This window comes from Methylobacterium sp. Gmos3 (assembly GCF_056430985.1).
Genome location: NZ_JBWJYL010000005.1, coordinates 1 through 22,717, shown reverse-complemented (window position 1 = coordinate 22,717; position 22,717 = coordinate 1). Strand labels below are relative to the sequence as shown.

The following is a 22,717-nucleotide window of genomic DNA, read 5'->3' as shown; positions in this document are numbered from 1 at the left end:
AGGTCAGGATGGCCCTAATCCGTCGCGGCCCACGTCAGCACCGTGTCCGTGTCCGCCGCCGTAGGCCTGTTCGTCGAGACCGCCGCATGTTCCGCAACGATGTCCCGATCACGCCCGAGCTTGTGGCCCAGCATGGCCTCAAACCGGACGAGTACGACCGCTTCCGGGCGCTCATCGGCCGCGACCCGACGCTGACCGAGCTCGGCATCGTCTCGGCGATGTGGAACGAGCATTGCTCGTACAAGTCCTCGCGAAAGCACCTGCGCGGCCTGCCGACCTCGGCGCCGTGGGTGATCCAGGGCCCCGGCGAGAACGCGGGCGTCATCGACATCGGCGACGGGCTGGCCTGCGTCTTCAAGATGGAGAGCCACAACCACCCGAGCTTCATCGAGCCCTACCAGGGCGCTGCGACCGGCGTCGGCGGCATCCTGCGCGACGTCTTCACCATGGGCGCCCGGCCCATCGCCGCCCTCAACGCGCTCCGCTTCGGCGATCCCGAGCATCCCCGCACAAGGGGCCTCGTGTCCGGCGTGGTGGCGGGCGTCGGCGGCTACGGCAATTCCTTCGGCGTGCCCACCGTCGGCGGGCAGGTCGGCTTCCACAGGCGCTACGATGGCAACATCCTCGTCAACGCCATGGCGGTCGGCCTCGCCAAGCAGGACGGCATCTTCTACGCGGCCGCCGCCGGGGTCGGGAACCCGATCGTCTATCTCGGCTCCAAGACCGGCCGCGACGGCATTCACGGCGCCACCATGGCCTCGGCCGAGTTCGACGAGGGCACGGAGGCCAAGCGCCCGACCGTGCAGGTCGGCGATCCCTTCGCCGAGAAGCTGCTCCTTGAAGCCTGCCTGGAGCTGATGGCCTCGGGCGCGGTCATCGCCATCCAGGACATGGGCGCGGCGGGGCTGACCTGCTCGGCGGTCGAAATGGGCGCCAAGGGCGACCTCGGCGTCGAACTCGACATCGAGAAGGTGCCCGCCCGCGAGGAGGGCATGACCCCCTACGAGATGATGCTCTCCGAGAGCCAGGAGCGGATGCTCATGGTGCTCAAGCCCGGCATGGAGGCGGAAGCCGAGGCGATCTTCGTGAAATGGGGCCTCGACTTCGCAGTGATCGGCAAGACCACCGACACCCTGCGCTTCGTCATCAAGTGGCACGGCGAGACGGTGGCAGACCTGCCGATCAAGGAACTCGGCGACGAGGCGCCGCTCTACGACCGGCCGCACCTCGCCAACACCCATCAGGACGTCATCCGCCCGGCCGACATCGCCGCCCCCGCCTCCCTGGCAGACGCTCTGAAGCGCCTCGTGGCCTCGCCGGATCTCGCCTCGAAGCGCTGGGTCTACGAGCAGTACGACCACTTCATCCTCGGCAACACCGTGCAGAAGCCCGGCGGCGACGCGGCCATCGTGCGGGTCGAGGACGGGCCGAAGGGCCTCGCGATCACCTGCGACGTGACGCCGCGCTACTGTGAGGCCGATCCGGTCGAGGGCGGCAAGCAGGCCGTCGCCGAGGCGTGGCGCAACATCACGGCGGTGGGCGGCAAGCCGCTGGCCATCACCGACAACCTGAACTTCGGCAACCCGGAGAAGCCCGAGGTGATGGGCCAGCTCGTCGGCTGCCTGAAGGGCATCGGCGAGGCCTGCCGGGCACTCGACTTCCCGGTCGTGTCGGGCAACGTCTCCCTCTACAACGAGACCAACGGCGTCGGCATCCTGCCCACCCCGACCATCGGCGGCGTCGGCGTGATGGACGACGTGACCCGCCACGCCACCATCGCCCTGAAGCGCGAGGGCGATGCCCTGGTGCTGATCGGCGCGGGCGAGGGCTGGCTCGGCCAGTCCGCCTACCTCGCCGTGGTCGAGGGCCGCGAGGAGGGCGCGCCGCCACCGGTCGATCTCGGCCTGGAGCGCCGCAACGGCGACTTCGTGCGCGGCCTCATCACCTCCGGCGTCGCGGACACGGTCCACGACCTGTCGGATGGCGGCCTCGCCGTGGCCCTCGCCGAGATGGCGATGGCCGGCGGCATCGGCGCGGCGCTCCCCGAGGTGCCGGTGGACCTGCCCGCCCACGCCTACCTGTTCGGCGAGGATCAGGCCCGCTACCTCATCGCCATCCCGCCCGAGGCGGCGACCGATCTGCTCACCAGCGCCTCGGCGCAGGGCATCGACGCGGCCGTCATCGGCATCACCGGGTCCGACCGCCTGACCCTGCCGGGCGGCGAGACCGTCGCCATCGCCGACCTGCGCGAGGCCCACGAGGGCTGGCTGCCGGCCTACATGGCGAGCCAGCCGGCCGCCCCGGCTGCCTGAATCCGGAGAAACCCCATGCCGATGGATGCCCGCGAGATCGAACGCATGATCGTCGAGGCCCTGCCCGACGCGAAGGTGGAGATCCGCGATCTCGCCGGCGACGGCGACCACTACGCCGCCACGGTGCTGAGCCACGCCTTCAAGGGCAAGACCCGGGTGGCACAGCACCAGATGGTCTACGGGGCGCTTCAGGGGCGCATGGGTGGCGTGCTCCACGCCCTTGCGCTCACGACGGGTGTCCCGCAGGATTGACCTACGTCACATTGAAATCCACGCCCGACCGTCACTAGATCACGGATCAGGAACGAGGACGGAAGACCCCATGACCGACGCCCATTCGACCATCCAGAACGAGATCGCCTCCCAGGACGTGGTGGTGTTCATGAAGGGCACGCCGCAGATGCCGCAATGCGGCTTCTCGGGCCAGGTGGTGCAGATCCTCAATTACCTCGGCGTGCCGTTCAAGGGCGTGAACGTCCTGGCCGACCAGGGCATCCGCGAGGGCATCAAGGCCTTCTCCAACTGGCCGACCATCCCGCAGATCTACGTGAAGGGCGAGTTCGTCGGCGGCTGCGACATCACCCGCGAGATGTTCCAGTCCGGCGAACTGCAGACCTTCCTGTCCGAGAAGGGCATCCCGGTGAAGACCGCCGCCGCGTGAGCCGTGGCCGGGCGCCCCTCTTGTGAGGGGTAATCCCACACTCCTCCTCATCCTGAGGTGCGGCGTCAGCCGCCTCGAAGGAGGGCTCCAGCGATCACGGAGCTTTCTGGAGCCCTCCTTCGAGGCCCGCCGAGGCGGGCACCTCAGGATGAGGTGATGATCGGGAGAAAGCTGGCATGCGGCCCGCTAGGTCGCATCCCGAGGCCAAATCGACTATATGAACTCCCTTCACACGAAGGGATGTGCATCACCATGGCGACGCCGTCGCTCGACAGCGCCCGCGCGGCCGCTTTCTCCGCGATCGAGAAGACCCCCGAGTTTCGACCCGAGGCCCTGCCCGGCCGGAAGCTCTCCCTCGTCGGCCTCACCCGCGACGAGCTGAAGGCCCGCCTCATCGAGGCCGGTGTGCCCGAGCGTGAGAGCCGGATGCGGTCCGGCCAGATCTGGCACTGGGTCAACCTGCGCGGGGCGCAGGACTTCGCCGAGATGACCAATGTCGGCAAGGGCCTGAAGGCCGAACTCGCCCAGCACTTCACCCTGGAGCGGCCTGAGGTCGTGACCCGGCAGGTCTCCCGTGACGGGACCCGCAAGTGGCTCATCCGCATGGCGCCGACCAATGCGCAGGAGCACAATCGCGGCGCCGAGATCGAGTGCGTCTACATCCCCGGCCCGGATCGCGGCACCCTCTGCGTGTCGAGCCAAGTCGGCTGCACCCTCACCTGCTCGTTCTGCCACACCGGCACCCAGCGCCTCGTGCGCAACCTCTCCTCGGCCGAGATCGTGCAGCAGCTCGTCGTCGCCCGCGACGAACTCGGCGACTGGACCGGTCAGATGCCGAGCCGCGACGCCGGGGGCGCCGGCGAGGTCGGGCGGCTCGTCACGAATATCGTGTTCATGGGCATGGGCGAGCCCCTCTACAACTTCGACGCGGTGGTCGATGCGGTCGGCGTGATGTCGGATCAGGAGGGCCTCGGCCTGTCCCGGCGGCGGATCACCGTCTCGACCTCCGGCGTGGTGCCGCAGATCCCCCGTCTCGGCGCTGAGGCGAACGCGATGCTCGCGATCTCCCTCCACGCCGTGCGCGACGACCTGCGCGACGAGCTGGTGCCGCTGAACCGCAAGTATCCGATCCGCGATCTGCTCGCCGCCTGCCGCGCCTATCCGGGCCTGAACAACGCCCGGCGGATCACCTTCGAGTACGTGATGCTGAAGGGCGTCAACGATTCCGATGCGGATGCGCGGGAATTGGTGCGGCTGCTCAAGGGCATCCCGGCCAAGATCAACCTGATCCCGTTCAACCCCTGGCCCGGCAGCCGCTACGAATGCTCCGATTGGGAGCGGATCGAGCGCTTCTCGGAGATCGTGTTCAACGCCGGCTACGCCTCGCCGGTGCGCACGCCGCGCGGGCGGGACATCCTGGCCGCCTGCGGCCAGCTCAAAAGCGAGACCGAGAAGCTGCGCGCCCGCGCCCGGATGATGATGGAGGACGGCATCGCCGAGGGCCTCTATCTCGGCTCCGACGAGGACTAGGCCCCGTCAGCCGGCCTTCACGCGCGGGGCCAGGACGGTGACAGCGCTGGTTGCGAGCCAGCCGGCGACGGCGCTGGCGGCCTTCACCAGGAAGTCGTCGATCCGGCCGTGGCGGGTTGCCGACAGGTTCTGCCCGGCTTCGAGCAGCCCCGCCGCGACGACGATGAAAACGAGGATCGCGAGGCGCTGGCGCGGATAGGCCAAGGCGCCCAGCACGCCGAAGGCCGCATAGGCCAGGGCACGCTCGACATTCGCCGGGCCGACCTCCGGCCGCAGCCCGATGGGCGAGAGGGTCACGAAGGCCAGAAAGCCCAGCATTCCCCAGAAGGCCAGCCGGAACAGGGTACGCATCGCTGTCCTTCCACGCCGATGATGCCGGGGCGTCGCCCCGGCACCCCACCCATGGGCCTTGCCCTTGGGGATCCCTCTCAGTCCAGGCGGACGCGCCAGATTTCCTGGGCGTATTCGCGCATCGAGCGGTCGGACGAGAACCACGCCATCCGGGCGGTGTTGTGGATCGCCTTGGCCCACCACGTCGCCGGGTCGCGCCAGGCGGCGTCGATGGCGCGCTGCGTCCGCCAGTAATCGTCGAAATCGGCGGTCAGCAGGTAGGGGTCGCGGTGGCGCAGGTCGTCGGTGAGGGGGCGGAAGCGGCTCGGCTCCTCCGGCGAGAACCGGCCCGAGGCGATCATGTCGAGGGCCGCCGCGAGGCGCGGGGAGGCCTCGATCGCCGCCCGCGCGTAGCCCGGCACCGCCTTGCGGGCGATCACCCCGGCGGCATCGAGGCCGAAGATGAAGATGTTCTCCGCGCCGACGTGATCCTTGATCTCGATATTGGCCCCGTCGAGCGTGCCGACCGTCAGCGCGCCGTTGAGGGCGAACTTCATGTTGCCGGTGCCCGAAGCTTCGAGACCCGCCGTCGAGATCTGCTCCGACAGGTCCGCCGCCGGGATGATCGCCTCCGCGAGGCTCACCGAGTAGTTCGGCAGGAACACCACCTTGAGGCGGCCCGCCACATCGGGATCGTCGTTCACGGCGCGGGCGACGTCGGCGGCGAGCTTGATGATGAGCTTCGCCTGGACGTAGCTCGGCGCCGCCTTGCCCCCGAAGATCTTGACGCGCGGCGTCCAATGGCCGTTCGGCTCGGCCTTGATCGCCTGATACAGCGCCACCGTCTCCAAGACGTTGAGCAGCTGGCGCTTGTACTCGTGGATGCGCTTCACCTGCACGTCGAAGAGCGCGTCGGGGTCGATGTCGATTCCCGTGCGGTCGGCGACGATGGATGCCAGCGCCTCCTTGCGCTCGCGGCGCACGGCCCGGTAGCGCGCGACGAAGCTCGCATCCTCGGCGAACCGGTCGAGCCCGGTCAGCAGTTCGGGATTGTCCAGCACGCCCTCACCCACCGCCTCGACGGCGAGCTTCGTGAGGCCGGGATTGGCGGTGTGCAGCCAGCGGCGGAAGGTGATGCCGTTGGTCTTGTTGACGATCTTGTCCGAATCGAGCGCGTGCAGATCCGCGAAGACGGTCGAGCGCATCAGGTCGGTGTGGAGCGCCGAGACGCCGTTCACCCGGCGCGCGCCGTGGAAGGCGAGATGGCCCATCCGCACCCGCCGGCCATTCGCCTCGTCGATCAGCGAGACTGAGGCGAGGTGGGCGGCATCGCCCTTGCCCGACTTGCCCTGCTCTTCAAGGTGCATCCAGTTGATCAGGTAGATGATCTGCATGTGGCGCGGCAGCAGCCGTTCCATCAGCTCCACCGGCCAGGTCTCCAGCGCCTCCGGCAGGAGGGTGTGGTTCGTGTAGTGCAGGGTGTTGGTGGTGACGTGCCACGCATCCTCCCAGGAGAGGGCGTGGTCGTCGGTGAGGATGCGCATCAGCTCCGGCACGGCGATGGCCGGGTGCGTGTCGTTGAGCTGGATCGCGGCATGGTCGGGCAGGGAGCGCAGGTCGCCGCGCTCGGCCTTGTGCCGGGCCACGAGGTCTTGCAGCGAGGCGGAGGTGAAGAAGTATTCCTGGCGAAGGCGCAGTTCCTGCCCCTCGGCGGAGGCGTCGCTCGGGTAGAGGACGCGGGAGATCGCCTCGGCGCGCATCCGCTGGCTGAGGGCGCCGACATGGTCGCCGCCGTTGAACCGGGCGAGGTCGATGGGTGCCTCGGACTCGGCCTTCCACAGGCGCAGGCTGTTCACCTGCCGCCCGCGCCAGCCGACCACCGGCACGTCATGGGCCACGGCGAGCACGGTCTCGGCCGGCTGCCAGCGCCGCTCGATCCCGCCGCCCGCGAGCGACATGGTCACGCCGCCGCCGAAGCCGATCCGGTAGGTCGCGTCGCGCCGGGCGAATTCCCAGGGGTTGCCCTCGGCGAGCCACGTCTCCGGCGCCTCCTGCTGCCAGCCGTCCTTGAAGGACTGGCGGAACAGGCCGTGGTCGTAGCGGATGCCGTAGCCCATGGCGGGAATTGACAGGCTCGCCATGCTCTCCATGAAGCAGGCGGCGAGGCGGCCCAGGCCGCCATTGCCGAGCGCCGCGTCGGGCTCGGCGTCCTGCACGGCATCGAGGTCGATACCGAGTTCGGCCAGGGCCTCGCGCACGGTCTCGGTGAGGCCGAGATTGTTCAAGGCGTCCGACATCAGCCGGCCGATGAGGAATTCCAGCGAGAGATAATAGACCCGCTTGTGCGGGATCTTTCCGACGTTCGGCAGGCCGGCCTCCGCGATCCGGTCGCGCAGGGCGAGCGCCGTCGCCACGAACCAGTCGCGCGGGCGGGCCGTCTCCGGCGTCGTGCCGAGCACGATGCCGAGCTTCGCCCGGATCGCCTCCCGCAGGTCGACCACGGGATCGCCGGTTCCGGTCATGACGGGACGCACCATCGCCGGGATGACGGCAGCTTTCACCGCGTCCCGCCCGGTTTCGGACGGGGAAGTCGGTGCAGCGGCACGCGTCTGAACTTCGGTGAGCACAGTCGAACCCCCAAATACGTCGGCAGATTATGCTTCTTCCTAGATTGCCGCCGAATGAACGCGCCTGCATCTAGACCCGACCGCACCGATCCTGTGGACGGTCTCGGGCAAAGTCGAGGCAACACCCTGTGACCGCAGAGTTTCTGCGAGAGGCGTGTCGACACTGTGTCATCTTAGGTACAGCGACTTCGATATCAAGGGAGGGCTCTGGACGGCTCTGCACAAAACACTAGCGGCGCTGCACAGATTGCTCTCAAGAGCGGGGAAGCGAGTTTATTTCGGCAATGCAACCGCAGATAACCGGGCCTTAACTGAAAAGGTGGCCCCGTTTGTGCGTCGCAGCGGAACCGGCGCGCACCAGGGAGCGTTAGGCGTGGTTGAGATCGCGGCACTTCGGTTTGACCCGGTCTATGCGTCTCCGGGGCATCTTTCCCGGGCTGGAATTCCGCAGATGCTTCACGTGCACCGCTCCGGACTGACCGCGCGGAAGTCCGAGACGTGTTCGTACCAGTCCCTGCCCTCCGCGATTCCGATAGGCCGGCGCATCCTCTACGCCACCCCGGAGATGGCGGATTTCGTGAAGACCGGCGGCCTCGGCGAGGTCTCGGCCGCTCTCCCCCGGGCGCTGCGGACGCATTACGACGTGCGTGTCCTCATACCCGGCTATCCGCAGGTCCGCGCGGCCTTCCCGGACATGCCGGTCGTGGCCCGCCTTGAAGGATTGGCCGGCATTCCCGCCTGCGATCTCGGCCTCGCGGAAACGGCCGACGGCCTGCGCATCTACGTGCTGATCGCGCCCGAGCTCTACGAGCGCGCGGGCACGCCCTACGGCGATTCGTCCGGCGACTTCGCGGATAACGACGTGCGGTTCGCCCGCCTCAGCCTCGCGGCGGCGGATCTCGCCCTGGGCGTCGATGCCGGCTGGGCGGCGGATCTCCTGCACCTGCACGATTGGCAGGCGGCCCTGGCGCCGGCTTACCTCGCATGGCGCGGCGTCCGGCTGCCGAGCGTGCTCACCGTTCACAACCTCGCCTATCAGGGTCTCTTCCCCCGCGACGGCATGCACCGGATCGGCGTGCCGGATTCGGCCTTCCAGGTCGATGGCTGCGAATTCTACGGGCAACTCTCCTTCCTGAAGGCCGGGCTCTACTACGCGTCGCAGGTCACGACCGTGAGCGAGACCTATGCCCGCGAGATCCAGACGCCCGAGATGGGCTGCGGCCTCGACGGGCTGCTGCGGGTGCGCGCCGGTCAGGGCCGCCTCGCGGGCATCCTGAACGGCATCGACGAATCCTGGGACCCGCGCACCGACCCGCGCCTCGCCCTGCCCTTCGAGGCGGACGATTGGAAGGGCAAGCGCGCCAATGCCGATTCGGTGCGCAAGGAATTCGGCATGGCGGTCTCGCGCGGGCCGCTCTTCGCCATCGTCTCGCGGCTGGTGCACCAGAAGGGCATCGACCTCAGCCTGGAAGCAGCCCAGACCATCGTCGCCGAGGGCGGCCAGCTCGTGGTGATCGGCCAGGGCGAGGGCCGGTTCGAGGGGGCGTTGCGCGGCCTTTCCAAGCGGCACCCTGAGTCGGTCGGCGTGCATGTCGGCTTCGACGAGGGGCAGGCCCGGCGGATCTTCGCCGGCAGCGACTTCCTGCTGATGCCGTCGCGCTTCGAGCCCTGCGGCCTCGCGCAGATGTACGCCCAGCGCTACGGCTCGCTGCCGATCGTGCGCCGGACCGGCGGCCTCGCCGATACGGTCGAGGATGGCGCGACAGGCTTCTCCTTCGCGGATGCCTCGCCCAGCGGGCTGACCGGCGCCGTCCGCCGGGCGCTCGACGCCTTTGGCCAGAAGAAGCGCCTCAACACCATGCGGCGCAGGGCCATGGCGACGCGCTTCGGCTGGGATCGCGCGGCCGACAACTACGCGGACCTCTACGCGCGGGCGATCGGCAACAACGTCGCCCTGCGCTGGAGCGCTGTCTAGCCGCCGGTCAGGGCAGCGCCTTCACCAGTTCGCGGAAGCGGTCGCCCCGGATCTCGAAGTTGCGGAACTGGTCGTAGGAGGCGCAGGCCGGCGAGAGCAGCACCACCGGCTCCGGCGCGCCCGAGGCGGCGGCGTTCTCCGCCGCCTTCTCCACGGCCACGTCGAGGGTGCCGCAGCGGGTATAGGGGACGGCGCCCTCCAGCGTCGCCGCGAAGGCATCGGATGCGGCGCCGATCAGGTAGGCATGCGCCACCCGCTCGAAATACGGCACCAGGGGGAAGATGCCCCCGTCCTTGGCCTTGCCGCCGAGGATCCAATGGATGTCGCGAAAGGCGGTGAGCGCCTTCTCGGTCGAGTCCGCGTTGGTCGCCTTCGAATCGTTCACGAACAACACATGGCCCCGGCGGCCGACCTCCTCCATCCGGTGGGGCAGGCCGGGGAAGGAGGCGAGGCCGGCGCGGATCCGCTCAGGCGGGACGCCGAGCGCCTGGGCGACCGCCACGGCCACCGCCGCGTTCTGCCAGTTATGGGCGCCGCGCAGGGAGCCGATGCCGTTCACATCGGCCAGGTCCTCGCCCGACGCATCGCGGACATGGCCCTCGGCGACGCAGAGCCCGTCGCCCTGCGCGGCGCCGGCCCCGACATGGACCCGCACCAGCCGCTCGGCCCGCCGGTCGGCGATGGCCCGGCTCGGGGCGTCGTCGATGCCGATCACGGCGAGGTCCGCGCCCTGGATCAGCCGCTCCTTGATGCCCGCGTATTGCTCCATCGTGCCGTGACGGTCGAGGTGGTCCGGCGTGATGTTCATCAGGACGCCGACGCTCGGGTCGAGGGAGGGCGTCAGGTCGATCTGGAACGAGGACATCTCGATCACGTGGACGCGGGACGCGGCCGGCGGCGCGAGGGAGAGGATCGCGGTGCCGATATTGCCGCCCATCTGCACGTCGCGGCCCGCCCGGCGCAGGACATGGGCGATCAGCGCCGTGGTGGTCGACTTGCCGTTGGTGCCGGTGATCGCCACGAAGGGAGAGCCCGGCGCGATGGCCCGGCGCTCCCGGCAGAACAATTCGATGTCGCCGACGATCTCGACGCCCGCGCTCCGCGCGAGCCGGACGCTCCAGTGGGGCTCGGGATGGGTCAGCGGCACGCCTGGTGCCAGGACGAGGGCGACGAAGTCCGACCAATCCGCCTCTCGCAGATCGGCGGTGGGGATCCCCTCCCCCTGCGCCTTGGCGACACCCTCCGCGCCGTCGTCCCAGGCCAGGATCTCGGCGCCGCCCGCGATCAGCGCCCGGGCCGTGGCGAGCCCCGATCCGCCGAGGCCGAACAGGGCGACTCTCTGGCCCGCGAAGGTGGTGACGGGGGTCATGGGTTACTCACGCAAGGCGACGAAGGGTTGTCCCGCCCCCCGCCCTCATCCTGGGAGCCCGACCGGAACGGCCGTGACGGCTCATCGAACGCTCCCCGTCCTCGTGGGCGGAGTAAAGCGATCCAGGAAGCGCCACGTTCTGAGGCGTCACACTACCGTGGATTGCTTTGCTGACGCTCGCAAAGACCTGAAGTGCAAGCGACCTGTTCGGTGATCTCTCAGGATGAGGGTGAATGCTGGGAATGGCCGTAGTTGGAAGGTCTTACACCATGCATCCGCGCCTAAAAAGCCTCAGCGCAGCTTGAGCGTGGCGAGGCCCGCCATCGCCAGGATCACCGCGATGATCCAGAACCGGATGACGACCTGCGGCTCCTTCCAGCCCTTCTGCTCGAAATGGTGGTGGATCGGCGCCATGCGGAAGACGCGCTTGCCGGTGAGCTTGAACGAGGCGACCTGGATGATGACCGACATCATCTCCAAGACGAACAGGCCGCCGACCACCGCCAGCACGATCTCGTGCTTGGCGGCGACCGCGATGGTGCCGAGCAGGCCGCCCAGCGCCAGCGAGCCGGTGTCGCCCATGAAGATCTGCGCGGGCGGCGCGTTGAACCACAGGAAGCCCAGGCCCGCCCCGATCACCGCGCCGCAGACCACGGCGAGTTCGCCCGTGTCGCGGACGTAGTTCACCTGCAGGTAGCTCGCCGTGAACGAGTTGCCGACGAGGTAGGCGATGACGCCGAAGGTGGCGCAGGCGATCATCACCGGCACGATGGCGAGGCCGTCGAGCCCATCGGTCATGTTCACCGAATTGCCCGCGCCGACGATCACGAAGGCGCCGAACAGCGGATAGAACAGGCCGAGGTTCAGGAGCGTGTCCTTGAGGACCGGAAAGGCGAGCTGGTTCTGCAGCGAGAGCGGCGAATAGGCCGAGATCGTCACGCAGGCGGCCAGCGCGATCAGCCCTTCGAGGCCGAGCCGAAACTTGCCGGAGAAGCCCTTGTGCGACTGCTTCGTCACCTTGAGATAGTCGTCATAAAAGCCGATCGCCCCGAAACCGAGCGTCACGGTGAGGGTGATCCAGACGTAGTGGTTGCGCGGATTCGCCCAGAGCAGCACCGCGACGATGAACCCGGCCAGGATCATCAGCCCGCCCATGGTCGGCGTGCCGCGCTTGGTGAGCAGGTGGGTCTGCGGCCCGTCCTCGCGGATCGGCTGGCCCTTGCCCTGGCGCAGGCGCAGCAGGGAGATGATCCACGGCCCGAACCAGAACACGAACAGGCCGGCGGTGAACATCGCGCCGCCGGTGCGGAAGGTGATGTAGCGGAAGACGTTGAGCGGCGTGAAGGTGCTGCTCAGGTCCGAGAGGAGGTAAAGCATCCGGGCGCGGGGCCCCTCTGTTCGGGCGGGGAGGCGGCGGGGCCGCTCAGGAAAGGGCGACGGCCGAGTCGCGGCGCGTATGCGGCGCGGCGTAACGGCCTTTGAGCGCCTCGACAATCCGGCCCATGCGGCTGCCGTTGGAGCCCTTGACCATCACGGCATCGCCGGGGCGCAGGGTCCGGGTCAGGGGCTCGATCAGGTCGGACGAGGTTTCGGCCACGGCGCCGCGCCGGCTGACCGGCAGGGCTTCGTAGAGGTTGCGGGTCAGCGGCCCGGCCGCGAAGACGAGGTCGACACCCGCCGCCTCGACGGATTCGGCGAGCCCGCGATGCAGGTCGGGGCTGGTCGGCCCGAGTTCGAGCATGTCGCCGAGCACGGCGATGCGCCGGCCGCGCGGGCCGGTCTCGATGCCGCTGAGCGTCGCCAGCGCCGCGCGGACGGCGGCGGGGTTGGCGTTGTAGCTCTCGTCGATGAGCCAGGCGGTGCCGCCCGCCATTTCGAGGGCGGTGCGCTCGCCCCGGCCGGCGGGCGGCGCGAGGACGGCGAGCGAAAGGGCGGCGGCGGCGAGGTCGGCGCCGAGCGAATGGATCACCGCCATCACGCCGAGCGAATTGAGCGCCGTGTGGCGGCCCGCCGTGCCGAGCTTGTAGGTGACGGGTTGCCCCATCACGCTGGCATCGACCACCGACAGGTCGGGGCGGAGCACGATCCGGTTGGCGCGGACGTCCGCCTCGGGGTGCTCTCCGAAGCTGACGATCCGCCCGGCCCGCGAGGCCATGGCATGGGCGGCGAGGCGCTCGTAATGCGGGTTGTCGCGATTGATCACCGCCACGCCGCCGGGCTCCAGGCCGGAGAAGATCTCGCCCTTCGCGTCGGCGATGGCCGAGACCGAGGGGAAGTGCTCGGCATGTACCGGCTCGACGGTGACGACGAGGGCCACCTGGGGCCGGACCATGCGCGTGAGCGGCAGGATCTCGTGGGCGTGGTTCATGCCGATCTCGAAGACGCCGAACCGCGCCTCCTCCGGCATCCGCGCCAGCGTCAGCGGCACGCCCCAATGGTTGTTGTAGGAAGCCGCCGAGGCGTGCGTCGCCCCCTGCCCCGAGAGGACGTGGCGCAGGGCTTCCTTGGTGCCGGTCTTGCCGACCGAGCCGGTGACGGCAACGACCTGCGCATCGCTGCGGGCGCGGGCGGCGCGGCCGATCCGTTCCATGGCATTCAGCACAGGGTCGGCGCCCTCTCCCGCCACGGCGAGGACCGGGCCTTCGAACTCCGCCGCGCGGCTCTCGTTCACCACGGCGGCGCCGGCGCCCTTGCCCAGCGCCTGGGCGACGAAATCATGCCCGTCCCGCGCCTCGCCCCGGATCGCGAAGAACAGGTCGCCCGGCTGAAGGGTGCGGGTGTCGATCGAGGCGCCCGACACCGGCCGGCGCTCGCCGATCCAGCGTCCGCCGGTGGCCGCTTCGAGGGCGTCCGGGGTCCAGAGTGCGGTCAAGGTCAGCCCCCAGCAAGCTCGGTGATCGCGGTACGCAGGACCTCATGGTCCGAGAACGGAAGCACCCGATCTCCCACGATCTGGCCGGTTTCGTGACCCTTGCCGGCAACGACCAGCACATCGCCCCTGCCGAGACGGCCGACCGCGCTGCGGATCGCCGCCTCGCGGTCGCCGATTTCCTCGGCGCCGGGGGCCGCGTCGAGGATCGCGCGGCGGATGGCGGCCGGCTCCTCGGTGCGGGGATTGTCGTCGGTGACGATCACGTGGTCCGCGAGGCGGGCGGCGATGGCGCCCATCAGCGGTCGCTTGCCCCGGTCGCGGTCGCCGCCGCAGCCGAACACCACCACGAGCCTGCCCGAGGCGAAGGCGCGCAGCGCGGTCAGAACCTGTTCCAGCGCCTCCGGCTTATGGGCGTAATCCACGAGGCAGAGCCCGCCCCGCGCCTCGCCGATCCGCTCCATGCGGCCGGGCACGCCGGTCAGGTGGTCGAGGGCGGCGAAGACGCCGTCCGGGTCGGCCGCGCCGGCCGGCGCCGCCAGGGCGAGGCCCGCCGCGACCAGGGCGTTCTCCACCTGGAATCCGCCCACCAGGGGCAGCCGCACCTCGCGCGAGCGGCCCCCGGCCTCGACGGTGAGCACCTGGGCGAAACCCTCCGTCCGCGCGGCGGCGAGGCGGATGTCGCGCCCCGCCCGCCCGGTGGTGAAGACCGGCCGCCCGGCGGCGTTTGCCGTTGCGATCACCCGGTCGGAGAAGGCCCCGTCCGCGTTCACGACCGCCGGGCACCCGACGGGGAGCAGATCGGTGAAAAGCCGCATCTTGGCCGCGAGATACTCCTCGATGCTCGCGTGGTAATCGAGGTGGTCGCGCCCGAGATTGGTGAAGCCCGCCGCCGTGAGGCGCACGCCGTCGAGGCGGCGCTGCTCGATCCCGTGGGACGAGGCTTCCATGGCGAGTTCGGTGATGCCGTCATCGGCGAGGCGCGCCAGTGTCTCGTGCAGCGTGACCGGATCGGGCGTGGTGAGGGAGCCGTATTGCGCGCCGCGGTTGGTGACGATGCCGACCGTGCCGAGGCTCGCCGATTCGCGACCCATCCGCGAAAAGATCTGGCGGACGAAATCGGCCACCGAACTCTTGCCGGCGGTGCCGGTGACGGCGAGCACGGTCTCGGGCTGGCGGCCGGAGAGGCGCGCGGCGGCGAGCGCCAGCGCGCGGCGGGCCTCGGGGACGGCGATCCAGGCGGTCATTTCGGGCAGATCGGCGGGCCGCTCGCCCTCCCCCGCGACGGCCAGCGCCCCCGCTTCCGCCGCCTTGGCGGCGAAGAGGCGCCCGTCGGCCTTGGTCCCCGGAACCGCGACGAACACCCCGCCCGGCACGACGCGCCGGCTGTCGGCGGTCAGCCCGGCGACGGGCTCGTCGGCCGCGGGGCCCTTGGCCTCGGGGAAGAGGTCGCCGAGGCGGGTCACGGGCCGCCCAGCTGGTTCACGTGGTAGGCGTTGAGCTTGACCATCTGCGGGAAGGGCCGCACCGGCGCCTCGAATTGCGGCGGCAGGCCGAGGATCGGGGCGACGCGCTCGATGATCTTGCCGGTTACGACGCCGGAGTTCCAGGCGGCGGTGGCGTAGCCGCCGGATTCCGGCAGGCCCTGCGGCTCGTCCATGATGGTGACGAACAGGTATTTCGGGTCGTTCATCGGCGAGGCCGCCATGAAGGTCGTGAACAGCCGGTTCTTGTTGTAGCGCCCGCCGATAACCTTCTCGGCCGTGCCGGTCTTGCCGCCGACGAAGTAGAGCGGCACCGAGGCCTTCTTGGCCGAGCCCTCGTTGGCGTTCAGGCGCATGATGTAGCGCATCGCCTCGGAGGTCTGGGCCGAGAGCACCGGGGTCGAGCGCGCCTTCACCGAATCCTCGTCGGATTTCAGGAAGGTCGGGGTGATGAGCTTGCCGCCGTTGACGATGGCGCCGACCGCCATCGCCGCCTGGAGGGGCGCCACCGCGATGCCGTGGCCGAAGGCGATGGTGATGGTGTTAATCTCGCTCCACCGCGACGGGACGATCGGGGCCGCGCTCTCCGGCAATTCGGTGCGCAGCCGGTCGGTGAGGCCCATCTTCTTCAGGAAGGCCTTGTGGCCGGGCACGCCGACGCCGAGCGCCATCTTGGCCGAGCCAATGTTGGACGAGTGCGTGAACACCTCCGGCATGGTGATGATGCGGTTGGTGCCGTGGTACTCGTGGATCTTCTGGCGGCCCCAGTTGAGGACGCCGCCGCGCGTGTCGAACGTCGAGTTGACGTTATACTTGCCGGATTCGAGCGCCATCGCCAGCGTCATCGCCTTGAAGGTCGAGCCCATCTCGTAGACGCCGACATTCATGCGGTTGATCTTGTCGGGCGCCAGTGCGTCCTTCGGATCGTTCGGATCGAAATCCGGCATGGAGACCAGGGCGATCACTTCGCCGGTCTTCACGTCGAGGATCATCGCGGCGCCGGCCTTGGCCTTGAAGTGCTCGATGCCCTTGGCGAGCTCGTCGCGCACCGCGAACTCGGCGCGCAGGTCGAGGGAGAGCTGGATCGGCTTGAGGTCCGCCTGCTTGTTCACGAGGCCGAAGCTGTTGAGCGCCTGCAAGCCGGTGGAGTCGATGTACTTCTCCATGCCGGCGATGCCGACCCCGTCGAGATTCGTCGCGCCCAGGATGTGGGCGGCGGCGGTGCCGTTCGGGTAGACGCGCTTGTGGTCCGGCAGGAAGCCGATGCCGGGGATGCCGAGGCGGTGCACCTCGGCCTGCTGCTTCGGCGTGAGTTCGCGCTTCACCCACACGAACCCCGCGCCCTTCCGGTCCTTCCGCGACGACAGCTTGGCGCGCAGTTCCGAGGCGTTGAGCGAGGGCAGGACGGCGGTGAGGAGTTCGACCGCCTCGTCCTTGTCGTAGATGTTGCCGGGCTCGGCGAAGACCGACACCGTGCGGATGTCGGTCGCCAGGATCTCGCCGTTGCGGTCCACGATGTCGGGGCGGAAGGCGGTGGAGGAACTGGCCGCCGCCCGGTGCTCCTGGCTGGGCGGCTCGCCGAAGATCGCCATGGTGAGCAGGCGCGCGGAGATCGCCCCGAACACGCCGAGGAAGACCAGCCCGACCAGGGCGACGCGGACCTGCGAGCGCTCGATGGCGAGACGGAACATGTTGCCGAGGAGCCGGCGCAGGCGCACCTGCCGCGATTCGCGCGGGGCCAGCACCTCTTCCACGGCCTGCATCAGGCGGGCGGCATCCTGCTCCGGCACGACCGGGTCCGGCTGGGCCGCAGCCGCCTCCGCCGCAGCCGCCTGTTCTTCCGCCGTGCCGAAGACCGGCTCCCGGCGCTCCGAATGATCCTGCGCGTCGGACACGAAACTACCTCGCGGCGGTCGGGGTACGGGTCGTCGTCACGGTGCGGCTGATCGCACCCGTCGTGCGCGGCTCGGGCGTTCCCTTCTCCTTGGGAGTCGCCGTCGCCGCGAGAAGCCGGCCGATCTCGTCGCCGCGCTCAGGCCGGGCGGGAAGGTCCGCGATCCGGCCGAGATGGCTGATGCCGATGGGCTCGAGGGCGAGGTGCTTCTCCACCGCCGCCTGGAGCCGGTCGGGCCGGGTCAGCAACTGCCACTCCGCCCGCAGGACGGCGATGGCCTGCCGCTCCTTGTGCAGGGCGGTCTGGACCTTCGACACCTGACCCGCCTGATACAGCGTGTCGTACTTGATCGAGTAGGCGTAAACGGCCGAGGCGACGAGCCCGGCAATCGCCAGCAGGTTGAGCAGGCGGATCATCGGCGCGCGCCTCCGCGGCGGTGTTCGGGCAGGCTCGCCAGGGTCTCGATGGCGCTGAGCGGCGGCGGCACGGGGGCGTCGGTGCGCGCCATGGCGCGCAGCTTCGCCGAGCGGGCGCGCGGGTTGCGCGCCAGTTCCGCCTCGCCCGGCAGGACGGGGCCCTTGGTGACGGGTTCCAGGCTGCGCGGCTCGGGGGCGCCCTGGCTCGGCAGGTGCCGGGAGCCCTGGGCCGCCCGGCCGCTGCGCGCGGCGAAGAACTGCTTGACGATGCGGTCTTCCAGCGAATGGAACGTGACCACGGCGAGCCGCCCGCCCGGCGCCAGCACCCGCTCGGCGGCGTGCAGCGCCCGGACGAGTTCGCCGAGTTCGTCGTTCACCGCGATGCGCAGGCCCTGGAAGGTCCGCGTCGCCGGGTGGATGTGGCTGCCGGGCTCGACCCGCACCACGCCCGCCACGATCTCCGCGAGCTGCGCCGTGGTCTCGATCCGCCCGCGCCGCCGCGCCTCGTGGATCGCCCGCGCCACCGCCCGCGACCGGCGCTCCTCGCCGTAATGATAGATGATGTCGGCGAGTTCGGCTTCCTCGGCCTCGTTGACGATGTCGGCCGCGCTCTGCCCCTCGGCGCCCATGCGCATGTCGAGGGGGCCGTCGTGGCGGAAGGAGAAGCCGCGCTCCGGCGTGTCGAGCTGCATCGACGACACGCCGATATCGAGCACCACGCCGTTCACCGCGCCCGCCCCCGCCTCGGATGCGAGGCTGTCGAGATCGCCGAAGCAGCCCGGCACCAGGGCGAGCCGTCCGTGCGACTCCGCCACGAGGGCCTGTCCCCCCGCAATGGCGCGCGGGTCGCGGTCGATGGCGACGACACGCAGAGCCGGGTCGGCGGCAAGCAAGGCCCGCGTGTAGCCGCCCGCGCCGAAGGTGCCGTCGATGACCACCCCCTCGCCTGCCGGGCTCAACGCCGCGATCACCTCATCGAGGAGGACGGGGATATGGGGGGCACCGGACGCCGGGGCGGTGCGAATCGGCTGGACCCTCATGCGCGCCACCCGACAATCGACGGGCCGGCGGGCGGGGAAGCGTGGGAACGTGCGCGCACTCTCATCTCGCCCTGGTCCGGACCGCGCGGAGGCGGCTCGCGTGACGGGAGCGGCGACGGAGGCACTGGGCGCGAACACCCGCGAACGGACGAGCCCTGCGGGTCCGCAGGTAACGCCCGGCGAGCCGATTGTCGCCGCTGACGGGAGGGTGCCGGGTATCATGGGCCTCGGAAGGTCGTCAACGCGCGTTGGGCGTGAGCGCCACGTTGCCGATCTAGAACCGGGCAAGGTTAACCGATGGTGTGTTTTTCGGCATTTTCCGCCGACGCCGCGCGGGCGAAGATTCGCGCAACGCACTGCCACCGTTCGTCTTTTCGGAAATGAGCGGATCAGCCGGCCTGTAAGCCGGGTTCTGTAGGGCCGGGAGGCTCGCACCCCTCGACGTGGCAGCCATTCCTCTGGGACGGTCGTTGCCGACCGCCTCGAGCAACCAACCCGGGCGACTGGCCTGGAGAGCGGGCCTGCCCCCCTCGCGGGGGACGCGCCGCCCCTATTCGGTTTTGCTCCCGGTGGGGTTTGCCGTGCCGTCCGCGTTGCCGCGTCCGCGGTGCGCTCTTACCGCACCCTTTCACCCTGACCCCGGACGGATCCGGGGCGGTCTGCTCTCTGTGGCACTGTCCCTGGGGTCGCCCCCGCCGGACGTTATCCGGCACCGTCTCTCCATGGAGCCCGGACTTTCCTCCCCGGGCGAACCCGGAGCGGCCGCCCGGCCGGCTGATCCGGGGGCGACATGCGCCCGCCCCGCCCGAGCGGTCAAGGGCTAGACGCGTCTCACCACGTGCCCGTGTTCTCCATGGAGGTCCACGGCTCCTGAGGCTCCTTCGCGTCGCCCTTCTGCAGGATCTCGATGGAGATGCCGTCCGGCGACTTCACGAAGGCCATGCGCCCGTCGCGCGGCGGCCGGTTAATGGTGACGCCGGACTTCTGGAGCTTGTCGCAGAAGGCGTAGATGTCATCGACCTGATAGGCGAGGTGCCCGAAGTTGCGCCCGCCGGTATAGGTCTCGGGGTCCCAGTTGTACGTCAGCTCCACGAGGGGCGACTTGCTCTCCTGCGCGCGGGCGACGTCGCCCGGCGCGGCCAGGAAGACCAGGGTGAAGCGGCCCTTCTCGTTCTCGATCCTGCGAACCTCCTTGAGGCCGAACGTATCGACATAGAAGGCGAGCGCCCGATCGAGGTCGGCGACGCGCACCATCGTGTGCAGGAATTCCATGGGACGATCCTCTGCCGGCAAGGCCGTTTAGCAAGGCCCGGCGCCCGCGCGCCGGTCGTTCGAGCCACTACTTAGGAAGGGGCGCCGCGAGGTCCATGCGGGCATGGCGGCTGCGCATCTCCGGCAACGCTGTCCGTTCAGGCCATATCGGCACGCCCGGCCGGGCAATTCCGGCAGCCTTCGATCCGGGCGAACCGGTTCGGCAAGAATTGGCGCGGCGTGTCAGAGTTCCCGGCTTAAATCGCGCGATAGGCGGCGCGGCCAATAGTGCGAAGACGAAATCGGCGCATCAGCAGATTGTGTTTCCGCGAGGCGATGTATCGCGGAATGATGCCGCTCGACTGCTTTGCGGTGTTAACCTTGACCATTCTCAAACGCGGATGCGTATTCGCTACCGAGGGCTGAAAACGGCTGCCACGAGAGCCACGCCAGCGGTCGCGCCCAGTTGCGCGCCGAGGGCACCGGAGATCCAGCCGTATCCAAATCCAAATTGGAAGCCGATTGCGCCGCCTATCAAGGTTCCGATCAATAACAGCGTGAGCATGATCGCGCCTCCACAGCGGACTACAGGGCCGGAACACCTTTCGGATGACGCGGTGCGCTTCTGCTTTATTCCCGTTCATATCAAATGATAATTCGGGATCTGCCAAGCTCGATGTTTCATCTGGCCAAGTATGGACTCGCCAGGACTGTGCGCATGCTACGCCGTTAGGTTGTGTGGGCGGAGCCTATTTGTTATGCAGCGCATATTAAGAAAGATTTAACCGCCTCCCCCCCGCAAAAGGATCTGCGCACATGCCGCGTCCCAAGGGACAGCTGACAGTCATCAGGTCCGTGCTCGCGCCGCAGCACAGTTTCGAGCCCTTTCTCGATGCCCTGAATTCACGGGGATTCGAGCGACGTCTGAGCCTCACGGCCAAGCGCGCCATCGATGTGGTCGTGGCCGGGACAGCCCTGTTCCTGCTTCTGCCGCTCCTGGCTTTCGTCGCCGCGACGGTTTGGATGGGCGACGGCAAGTCGCCGATCTTCCGCCATACGCGTCTCGGTCGCGACGGTCGTCCCTTCGGCTGCCTGAAGTTCCGCACCATGGTGGTCGATGCCGAGGCGGCCCTCGCCGCGCATCTCGCCACGAGCGCCGCGGCGCGGGCCGAATGGGCCGCCACGCACAAGCTCACCGACGACCCGCGGGTGACGGCATTGGGCCGGGTGCTGCGGAAGACGTCCCTCGATGAGCTGCCGCAACTGATCAACGTCCTGCGCGGCGACATGAGCCTCGTCGGTCCCCGTCCGATCGTACAGGCCGAGGTCGTGCGTTACGGCGCGGCGTTCAGCGCCTGCTTCTCGGTCACGCCCGGCGTCACCGGCCTGTGGCAGGTCTCGGGTCGCTCCGACACGACCTATGAGGAGCGTGTCGCCCTCGACCTCGACTACGCTGCGCGCTGGAGCCTCAAGCGCGACCTCATGATCCTGGTCAGGACCGTTCCCGCTGTCTTCGCGCAGCGCGGCAGCCGCTGAGCCGGGAGGCCGCCATGCACGATGACAACCCGCTTTGGTACGATCATGTGGAGCCCGGCGAGGAGCCGGGACCTGTCCTGACGGCACTGGCCGCGACCTTCGCAGGCCTCGCCCTGGCGACCGCCGCAGTGAGGCGGGTCTATCTGCTGCCGGATCGCCTTTGGGTCGCCGCCTTCGGTAAGGGGCGCTGATACAGTCTCAGAGGCCGCCGGACTGATCGTCCGGGGCAACCGGGGCCTCGTCGCAGAGGCGCCAGATTTCCAGAAAGCAGGCCGCATAGGCCGCTAGCAGCACGGCGGTCCAGTGCATCGATGTCGCCCCTGCGGTGTCGCTCTCGTTACCCTAGGGGCGAAAGCTTGACGTTTCCTCACGGGTCGATGCTGCCCTTACTGTCTCAGAAGGGCAAGGAGCATTCCGATTAAAGTTCCGCCGGCTACGGGTGCAAGTAAGCCGAAAAGGGAGACGAGAAGGATGAGCGCGATGGCCGCATTCTCGTTCCGCTTCGTCTCGGCCTTGCGAGAAGGCGGTTCCCAGGGTGGCGGAACCGCTCTTTGTTCGTGATCGAGGAACACCGCCGATACCCGCTTGTTCGCTCTTCGGAGTGTCGCGGCCGGCAGGGCCGGCCCGGCCCGGCGAGTGTACCCGAGGGACGACCATGCTGAAAGTTCTGCGCTTCCTCCGGACATGGCTCGCCCTTTCGGTGCCGCTCGGCATCGCTGTCGGCAAGCTGCTCAAGCGGCGAGCCCGGCCGGTGACAGATCGGAGGGGACCCTGAAACGGCTTTTCCTGCCCCGGCACATGATCTAACGGATGTCCTCCGCGATCGCGGGGGATCGATTCACTGCCCGATGGCTCCTGCGCGCCGACGGGACGAGGCGGGAGCCGCGCACGGCATGAAGGGGCTGTTGCTGAACACGCTGCTCGGGCTGGCGCTCGGTCGGTTCGGTGGCGTCTGGATGCTCTGCGCCTTCGTGCCGATCGTCGCGGCGGAACTCGCCTACGGCTATGTCGTCTACCACCTTGGCTTCGGCGCCGGCCTCCGACGGGGCGTGGCGCTGCTGGTCTGTGGCGAACTCGCCTTCCTTCTCGGCATGCTGATGCGGCCGATGCCAGGGGAAACCTGACACCGGCTTACAGCCGATCAAAACTGCATAAGATTAGTAATGGACGGGATTGGTGGAGCCTAACGGGATCGAACCGATGACCTCTTCCATGCCATGGAAGCGCTCTCCCAGCTGAGCTAAGGCCCCAACCCATTCGCCCGAGGGCGAAGCCGTGTGAGAGGGAATGTTTTTGCTTTTGCGTTGTGCGGGTCTGGCGGCGACCGACTCTCCCGTGCCTTGAGGCACAGTACCATGGGCGCTGGCGTGTTTAACGGCCGAGTTCGAGATGGGATCGGGTTCTGGGCACGCCGCTCGAGCCA

General features: G+C 69.0%; 19 protein-coding genes, 1 tRNA gene, 1 rRNA gene and 1 other RNA gene. 9 read left to right on the top strand and 13 right to left on the bottom strand.

What is annotated here, in order from left to right:
- The first annotated feature begins 86 nt into the window (after window positions 1–86).
- The 4 genes from purL to rlmN all read left to right on the top strand — a co-directional run bounded on the left by purL (window position 87) and on the right by rlmN (window position 4,503).
- Window positions 87–2,312 (top strand): phosphoribosylformylglycinamidine synthase subunit PurL, encoded by a 2,226-nt coding sequence (gene purL / locus ACS5Q7_RS11355; protein ID WP_478339419.1) that lies wholly within the window; start codon window positions 87–89, stop codon window positions 2,310–2,312.
- Between the two features lie 15 nt (window positions 2,313–2,327).
- Window positions 2,328–2,564 carry a BolA/IbaG family iron-sulfur metabolism protein gene (locus ACS5Q7_RS11350; RefSeq protein ID WP_238206256.1) on the top strand — a complete coding sequence of 79 codons (237 nt, stop codon included), beginning with the start codon at window positions 2,328–2,330 and terminating at the stop codon, window positions 2,562–2,564.
- 70 nt (window positions 2,565–2,634) lie between these two features.
- On the top strand, window positions 2,635–2,973 hold the full coding sequence (gene grxD, locus ACS5Q7_RS11345) for a Grx4 family monothiol glutaredoxin (protein ID WP_243954226.1): 339 nt from the start codon (window positions 2,635–2,637) through the stop codon (window positions 2,971–2,973).
- A 252-nt stretch (window positions 2,974–3,225) separates the two neighbouring features.
- Window positions 3,226–4,503 carry a dual-specificity RNA methyltransferase RlmN gene (rlmN, locus tag ACS5Q7_RS11340; RefSeq protein ID WP_478339418.1) on the top strand — a complete coding sequence of 426 codons (1,278 nt, stop codon included), beginning with the start codon at window positions 3,226–3,228 and terminating at the stop codon, window positions 4,501–4,503.
- A gap of 6 nt (window positions 4,504–4,509) precedes the next feature.
- On the opposite strand, the gene ACS5Q7_RS11335 is transcribed toward rlmN, so the two are convergent.
- Complete coding sequence (locus tag ACS5Q7_RS11335) at window positions 4,510–4,854, bottom strand: hypothetical protein (protein ID WP_478339417.1); 345 nt, start codon at window positions 4,852–4,854, stop codon at window positions 4,510–4,512.
- Between the two features lie 77 nt (window positions 4,855–4,931).
- A complete protein-coding gene (locus ACS5Q7_RS11330; protein WP_478339747.1) occupies window positions 4,932–7,370 on the bottom strand; it encodes a glycogen/starch/alpha-glucan phosphorylase in 2,439 nt (812 codons plus the stop codon).
- Window positions 7,371–7,911: 541 nt separating this feature from the next.
- Here ACS5Q7_RS11330 and glgA point away from each other — a divergent pair.
- Window positions 7,912–9,435 (top strand): glycogen synthase GlgA, encoded by a 1,524-nt coding sequence (gene glgA / locus ACS5Q7_RS11325; protein WP_478339416.1) that lies wholly within the window; start codon window positions 7,912–7,914, stop codon window positions 9,433–9,435.
- Between the two features lie 7 nt (window positions 9,436–9,442).
- Here glgA and murD read toward each other — a convergent pair whose 3' ends face one another.
- The 9 genes from murD to ACS5Q7_RS11280 all read right to left on the bottom strand — a co-directional run bounded on the left by murD (window position 9,443) and on the right by ACS5Q7_RS11280 (window position 19,779).
- Window positions 9,443–10,804 carry a UDP-N-acetylmuramoyl-L-alanine--D-glutamate ligase gene (gene murD, locus ACS5Q7_RS11320; protein ID WP_478339415.1) on the bottom strand — a complete coding sequence of 454 codons (1,362 nt, stop codon included), beginning with the start codon at window positions 10,802–10,804 and terminating at the stop codon, window positions 9,443–9,445.
- 291 nt (window positions 10,805–11,095) lie between these two features.
- Window positions 11,096–12,181, bottom strand: coding sequence for a phospho-N-acetylmuramoyl-pentapeptide-transferase (gene mraY / locus ACS5Q7_RS11315; protein ID WP_478339414.1), 1,086 nt, complete (start codon window positions 12,179–12,181; stop codon window positions 11,096–11,098).
- 46 nt (window positions 12,182–12,227) lie between these two features.
- Entirely contained in the window at window positions 12,228–13,682 is a 1,455-nt protein-coding gene (locus ACS5Q7_RS11310) for a UDP-N-acetylmuramoylalanyl-D-glutamyl-2,6-diaminopimelate--D-alanyl-D-alanine ligase (RefSeq protein WP_478339746.1), read from the bottom strand.
- On the bottom strand, window positions 13,679–15,139 hold the full coding sequence (locus ACS5Q7_RS11305) for a UDP-N-acetylmuramoyl-L-alanyl-D-glutamate--2,6-diaminopimelate ligase (protein WP_478339413.1): 1,461 nt from the start codon (window positions 15,137–15,139) through the stop codon (window positions 13,679–13,681). The genes ACS5Q7_RS11310 and ACS5Q7_RS11305 overlap by 4 nt, the downstream gene beginning before the upstream one ends.
- The gene (locus ACS5Q7_RS11300) at window positions 15,136–16,920 is read right to left on the bottom strand and encodes a peptidoglycan D,D-transpeptidase FtsI family protein (protein ID WP_478339745.1); all 1,785 of its coding nucleotides are present in this window, start codon (window positions 16,918–16,920) and stop codon (window positions 15,136–15,138) included. The genes ACS5Q7_RS11305 and ACS5Q7_RS11300 overlap by 4 nt, the downstream gene beginning before the upstream one ends.
- A gap of 136 nt (window positions 16,921–17,056) precedes the next feature.
- The gene (gene ftsL, locus ACS5Q7_RS11295) at window positions 17,057–17,467 is read right to left on the bottom strand and encodes a cell division protein FtsL (protein ID WP_243956742.1); all 411 of its coding nucleotides are present in this window, start codon (window positions 17,465–17,467) and stop codon (window positions 17,057–17,059) included.
- Window positions 17,464–18,507: a 16S rRNA (cytosine(1402)-N(4))-methyltransferase RsmH gene (gene rsmH / locus ACS5Q7_RS11290; RefSeq protein ID WP_478339412.1), complete on the bottom strand. Its 1,044-nt coding sequence runs from the start codon at window positions 18,505–18,507 to the stop codon at window positions 17,464–17,466. Before rsmH ends, ftsL begins: the two co-directional genes overlap by 4 nt.
- Window positions 18,508–18,892: 385 nt before the next feature.
- Window positions 18,893–19,285, bottom strand: an RNA gene (gene rnpB / locus ACS5Q7_RS11285) — RNase P RNA component class A.
- A 53-nt stretch (window positions 19,286–19,338) separates the two neighbouring features.
- Window positions 19,339–19,779, bottom strand: coding sequence for a VOC family protein (locus ACS5Q7_RS11280; RefSeq protein WP_478339411.1), 441 nt, complete (start codon window positions 19,777–19,779; stop codon window positions 19,339–19,341).
- A 95-nt stretch (window positions 19,780–19,874) separates the two neighbouring features.
- On the opposite strand from ACS5Q7_RS11280, the gene ACS5Q7_RS11275 reads away from it, so the two are divergent.
- The 4 genes from ACS5Q7_RS11275 to ACS5Q7_RS11260 all read left to right on the top strand — a co-directional run bounded on the left by ACS5Q7_RS11275 (window position 19,875) and on the right by ACS5Q7_RS11260 (window position 22,418).
- Window positions 19,875–20,411, top strand: coding sequence for a hypothetical protein (locus ACS5Q7_RS11275; protein ID WP_478339410.1), 537 nt, complete (start codon window positions 19,875–19,877; stop codon window positions 20,409–20,411).
- A gap of 163 nt (window positions 20,412–20,574) precedes the next feature.
- A complete protein-coding gene (locus ACS5Q7_RS11270; RefSeq protein ID WP_478339409.1) occupies window positions 20,575–21,294 on the top strand; it encodes a sugar transferase in 720 nt (239 codons plus the stop codon).
- Window positions 21,295–21,308: 14 nt separating this feature from the next.
- Window positions 21,309–21,485 (top strand): hypothetical protein, encoded by a 177-nt coding sequence (locus tag ACS5Q7_RS11265; protein ID WP_478339408.1) that lies wholly within the window; start codon window positions 21,309–21,311, stop codon window positions 21,483–21,485.
- 702 nt (window positions 21,486–22,187) lie between these two features.
- Window positions 22,188–22,418, top strand: coding sequence for a hypothetical protein (locus ACS5Q7_RS11260; RefSeq protein WP_478339407.1), 231 nt, complete (start codon window positions 22,188–22,190; stop codon window positions 22,416–22,418).
- 50 nt (window positions 22,419–22,468) lie between these two features.
- Here the strand turns inward: ACS5Q7_RS11260 and ACS5Q7_RS11255 are convergent.
- Window positions 22,469–22,544: transfer RNA gene (locus tag ACS5Q7_RS11255), tRNA-Ala, on the bottom strand.
- Window positions 22,545–22,606: 62 nt separating this feature from the next.
- Window positions 22,607–22,717, bottom strand: a 5S ribosomal RNA gene (gene rrf, locus ACS5Q7_RS11250); the annotation flags it as partial.

Coding starts and splice junctions, on each gene's coding strand:
- purL (WP_478339419.1), top strand. CDS start 87: ATGTTCCGCAACGATGTCCCGATCACGCCCGAGCTTGTGGCCCAGCAT.
- ACS5Q7_RS11350 (WP_238206256.1), top strand. CDS start 2,328: ATGCCGATGGATGCCCGCGAGATCGAACGCATGATCGTCGAGGCCCTG.
- grxD (WP_243954226.1), top strand. CDS start 2,635: ATGACCGACGCCCATTCGACCATCCAGAACGAGATCGCCTCCCAGGAC.
- rlmN (WP_478339418.1), top strand. CDS start 3,226: ATGGCGACGCCGTCGCTCGACAGCGCCCGCGCGGCCGCTTTCTCCGCG.
- ACS5Q7_RS11335 (WP_478339417.1), bottom strand. CDS start 4,854: ATGCGTACCCTGTTCCGGCTGGCCTTCTGGGGAATGCTGGGCTTTCTG.
- ACS5Q7_RS11330 (WP_478339747.1), bottom strand. CDS start 7,370: ATGGTGCGTCCCGTCATGACCGGAACCGGCGATCCCGTGGTCGACCTG.
- glgA (WP_478339416.1), top strand. CDS start 7,912: ATGCTTCACGTGCACCGCTCCGGACTGACCGCGCGGAAGTCCGAGACG.
- murD (WP_478339415.1), bottom strand. CDS start 10,804: ATGACCCCCGTCACCACCTTCGCGGGCCAGAGAGTCGCCCTGTTCGGC.
- mraY (WP_478339414.1), bottom strand. CDS start 12,181: ATGCTTTACCTCCTCTCGGACCTGAGCAGCACCTTCACGCCGCTCAAC.
- ACS5Q7_RS11300 (WP_478339745.1), bottom strand. CDS start 16,920: ATGCAGGCCGTGGAAGAGGTGCTGGCCCCGCGCGAATCGCGGCAGGTG.
- ftsL (WP_243956742.1), bottom strand. CDS start 17,467: ATGATCCGCCTGCTCAACCTGCTGGCGATTGCCGGGCTCGTCGCCTCG.
- rsmH (WP_478339412.1), bottom strand. CDS start 18,507: ATGAGGGTCCAGCCGATTCGCACCGCCCCGGCGTCCGGTGCCCCCCAT.
- ACS5Q7_RS11280 (WP_478339411.1), bottom strand. CDS start 19,779: ATGGAATTCCTGCACACGATGGTGCGCGTCGCCGACCTCGATCGGGCG.
- ACS5Q7_RS11275 (WP_478339410.1), top strand. CDS start 19,875: ATGCGGGCATGGCGGCTGCGCATCTCCGGCAACGCTGTCCGTTCAGGC.
- ACS5Q7_RS11270 (WP_478339409.1), top strand. CDS start 20,575: ATGCCGCGTCCCAAGGGACAGCTGACAGTCATCAGGTCCGTGCTCGCG.
- ACS5Q7_RS11265 (WP_478339408.1), top strand. CDS start 21,309: ATGCACGATGACAACCCGCTTTGGTACGATCATGTGGAGCCCGGCGAG.
- ACS5Q7_RS11260 (WP_478339407.1), top strand. CDS start 22,188: ATGAAGGGGCTGTTGCTGAACACGCTGCTCGGGCTGGCGCTCGGTCGG.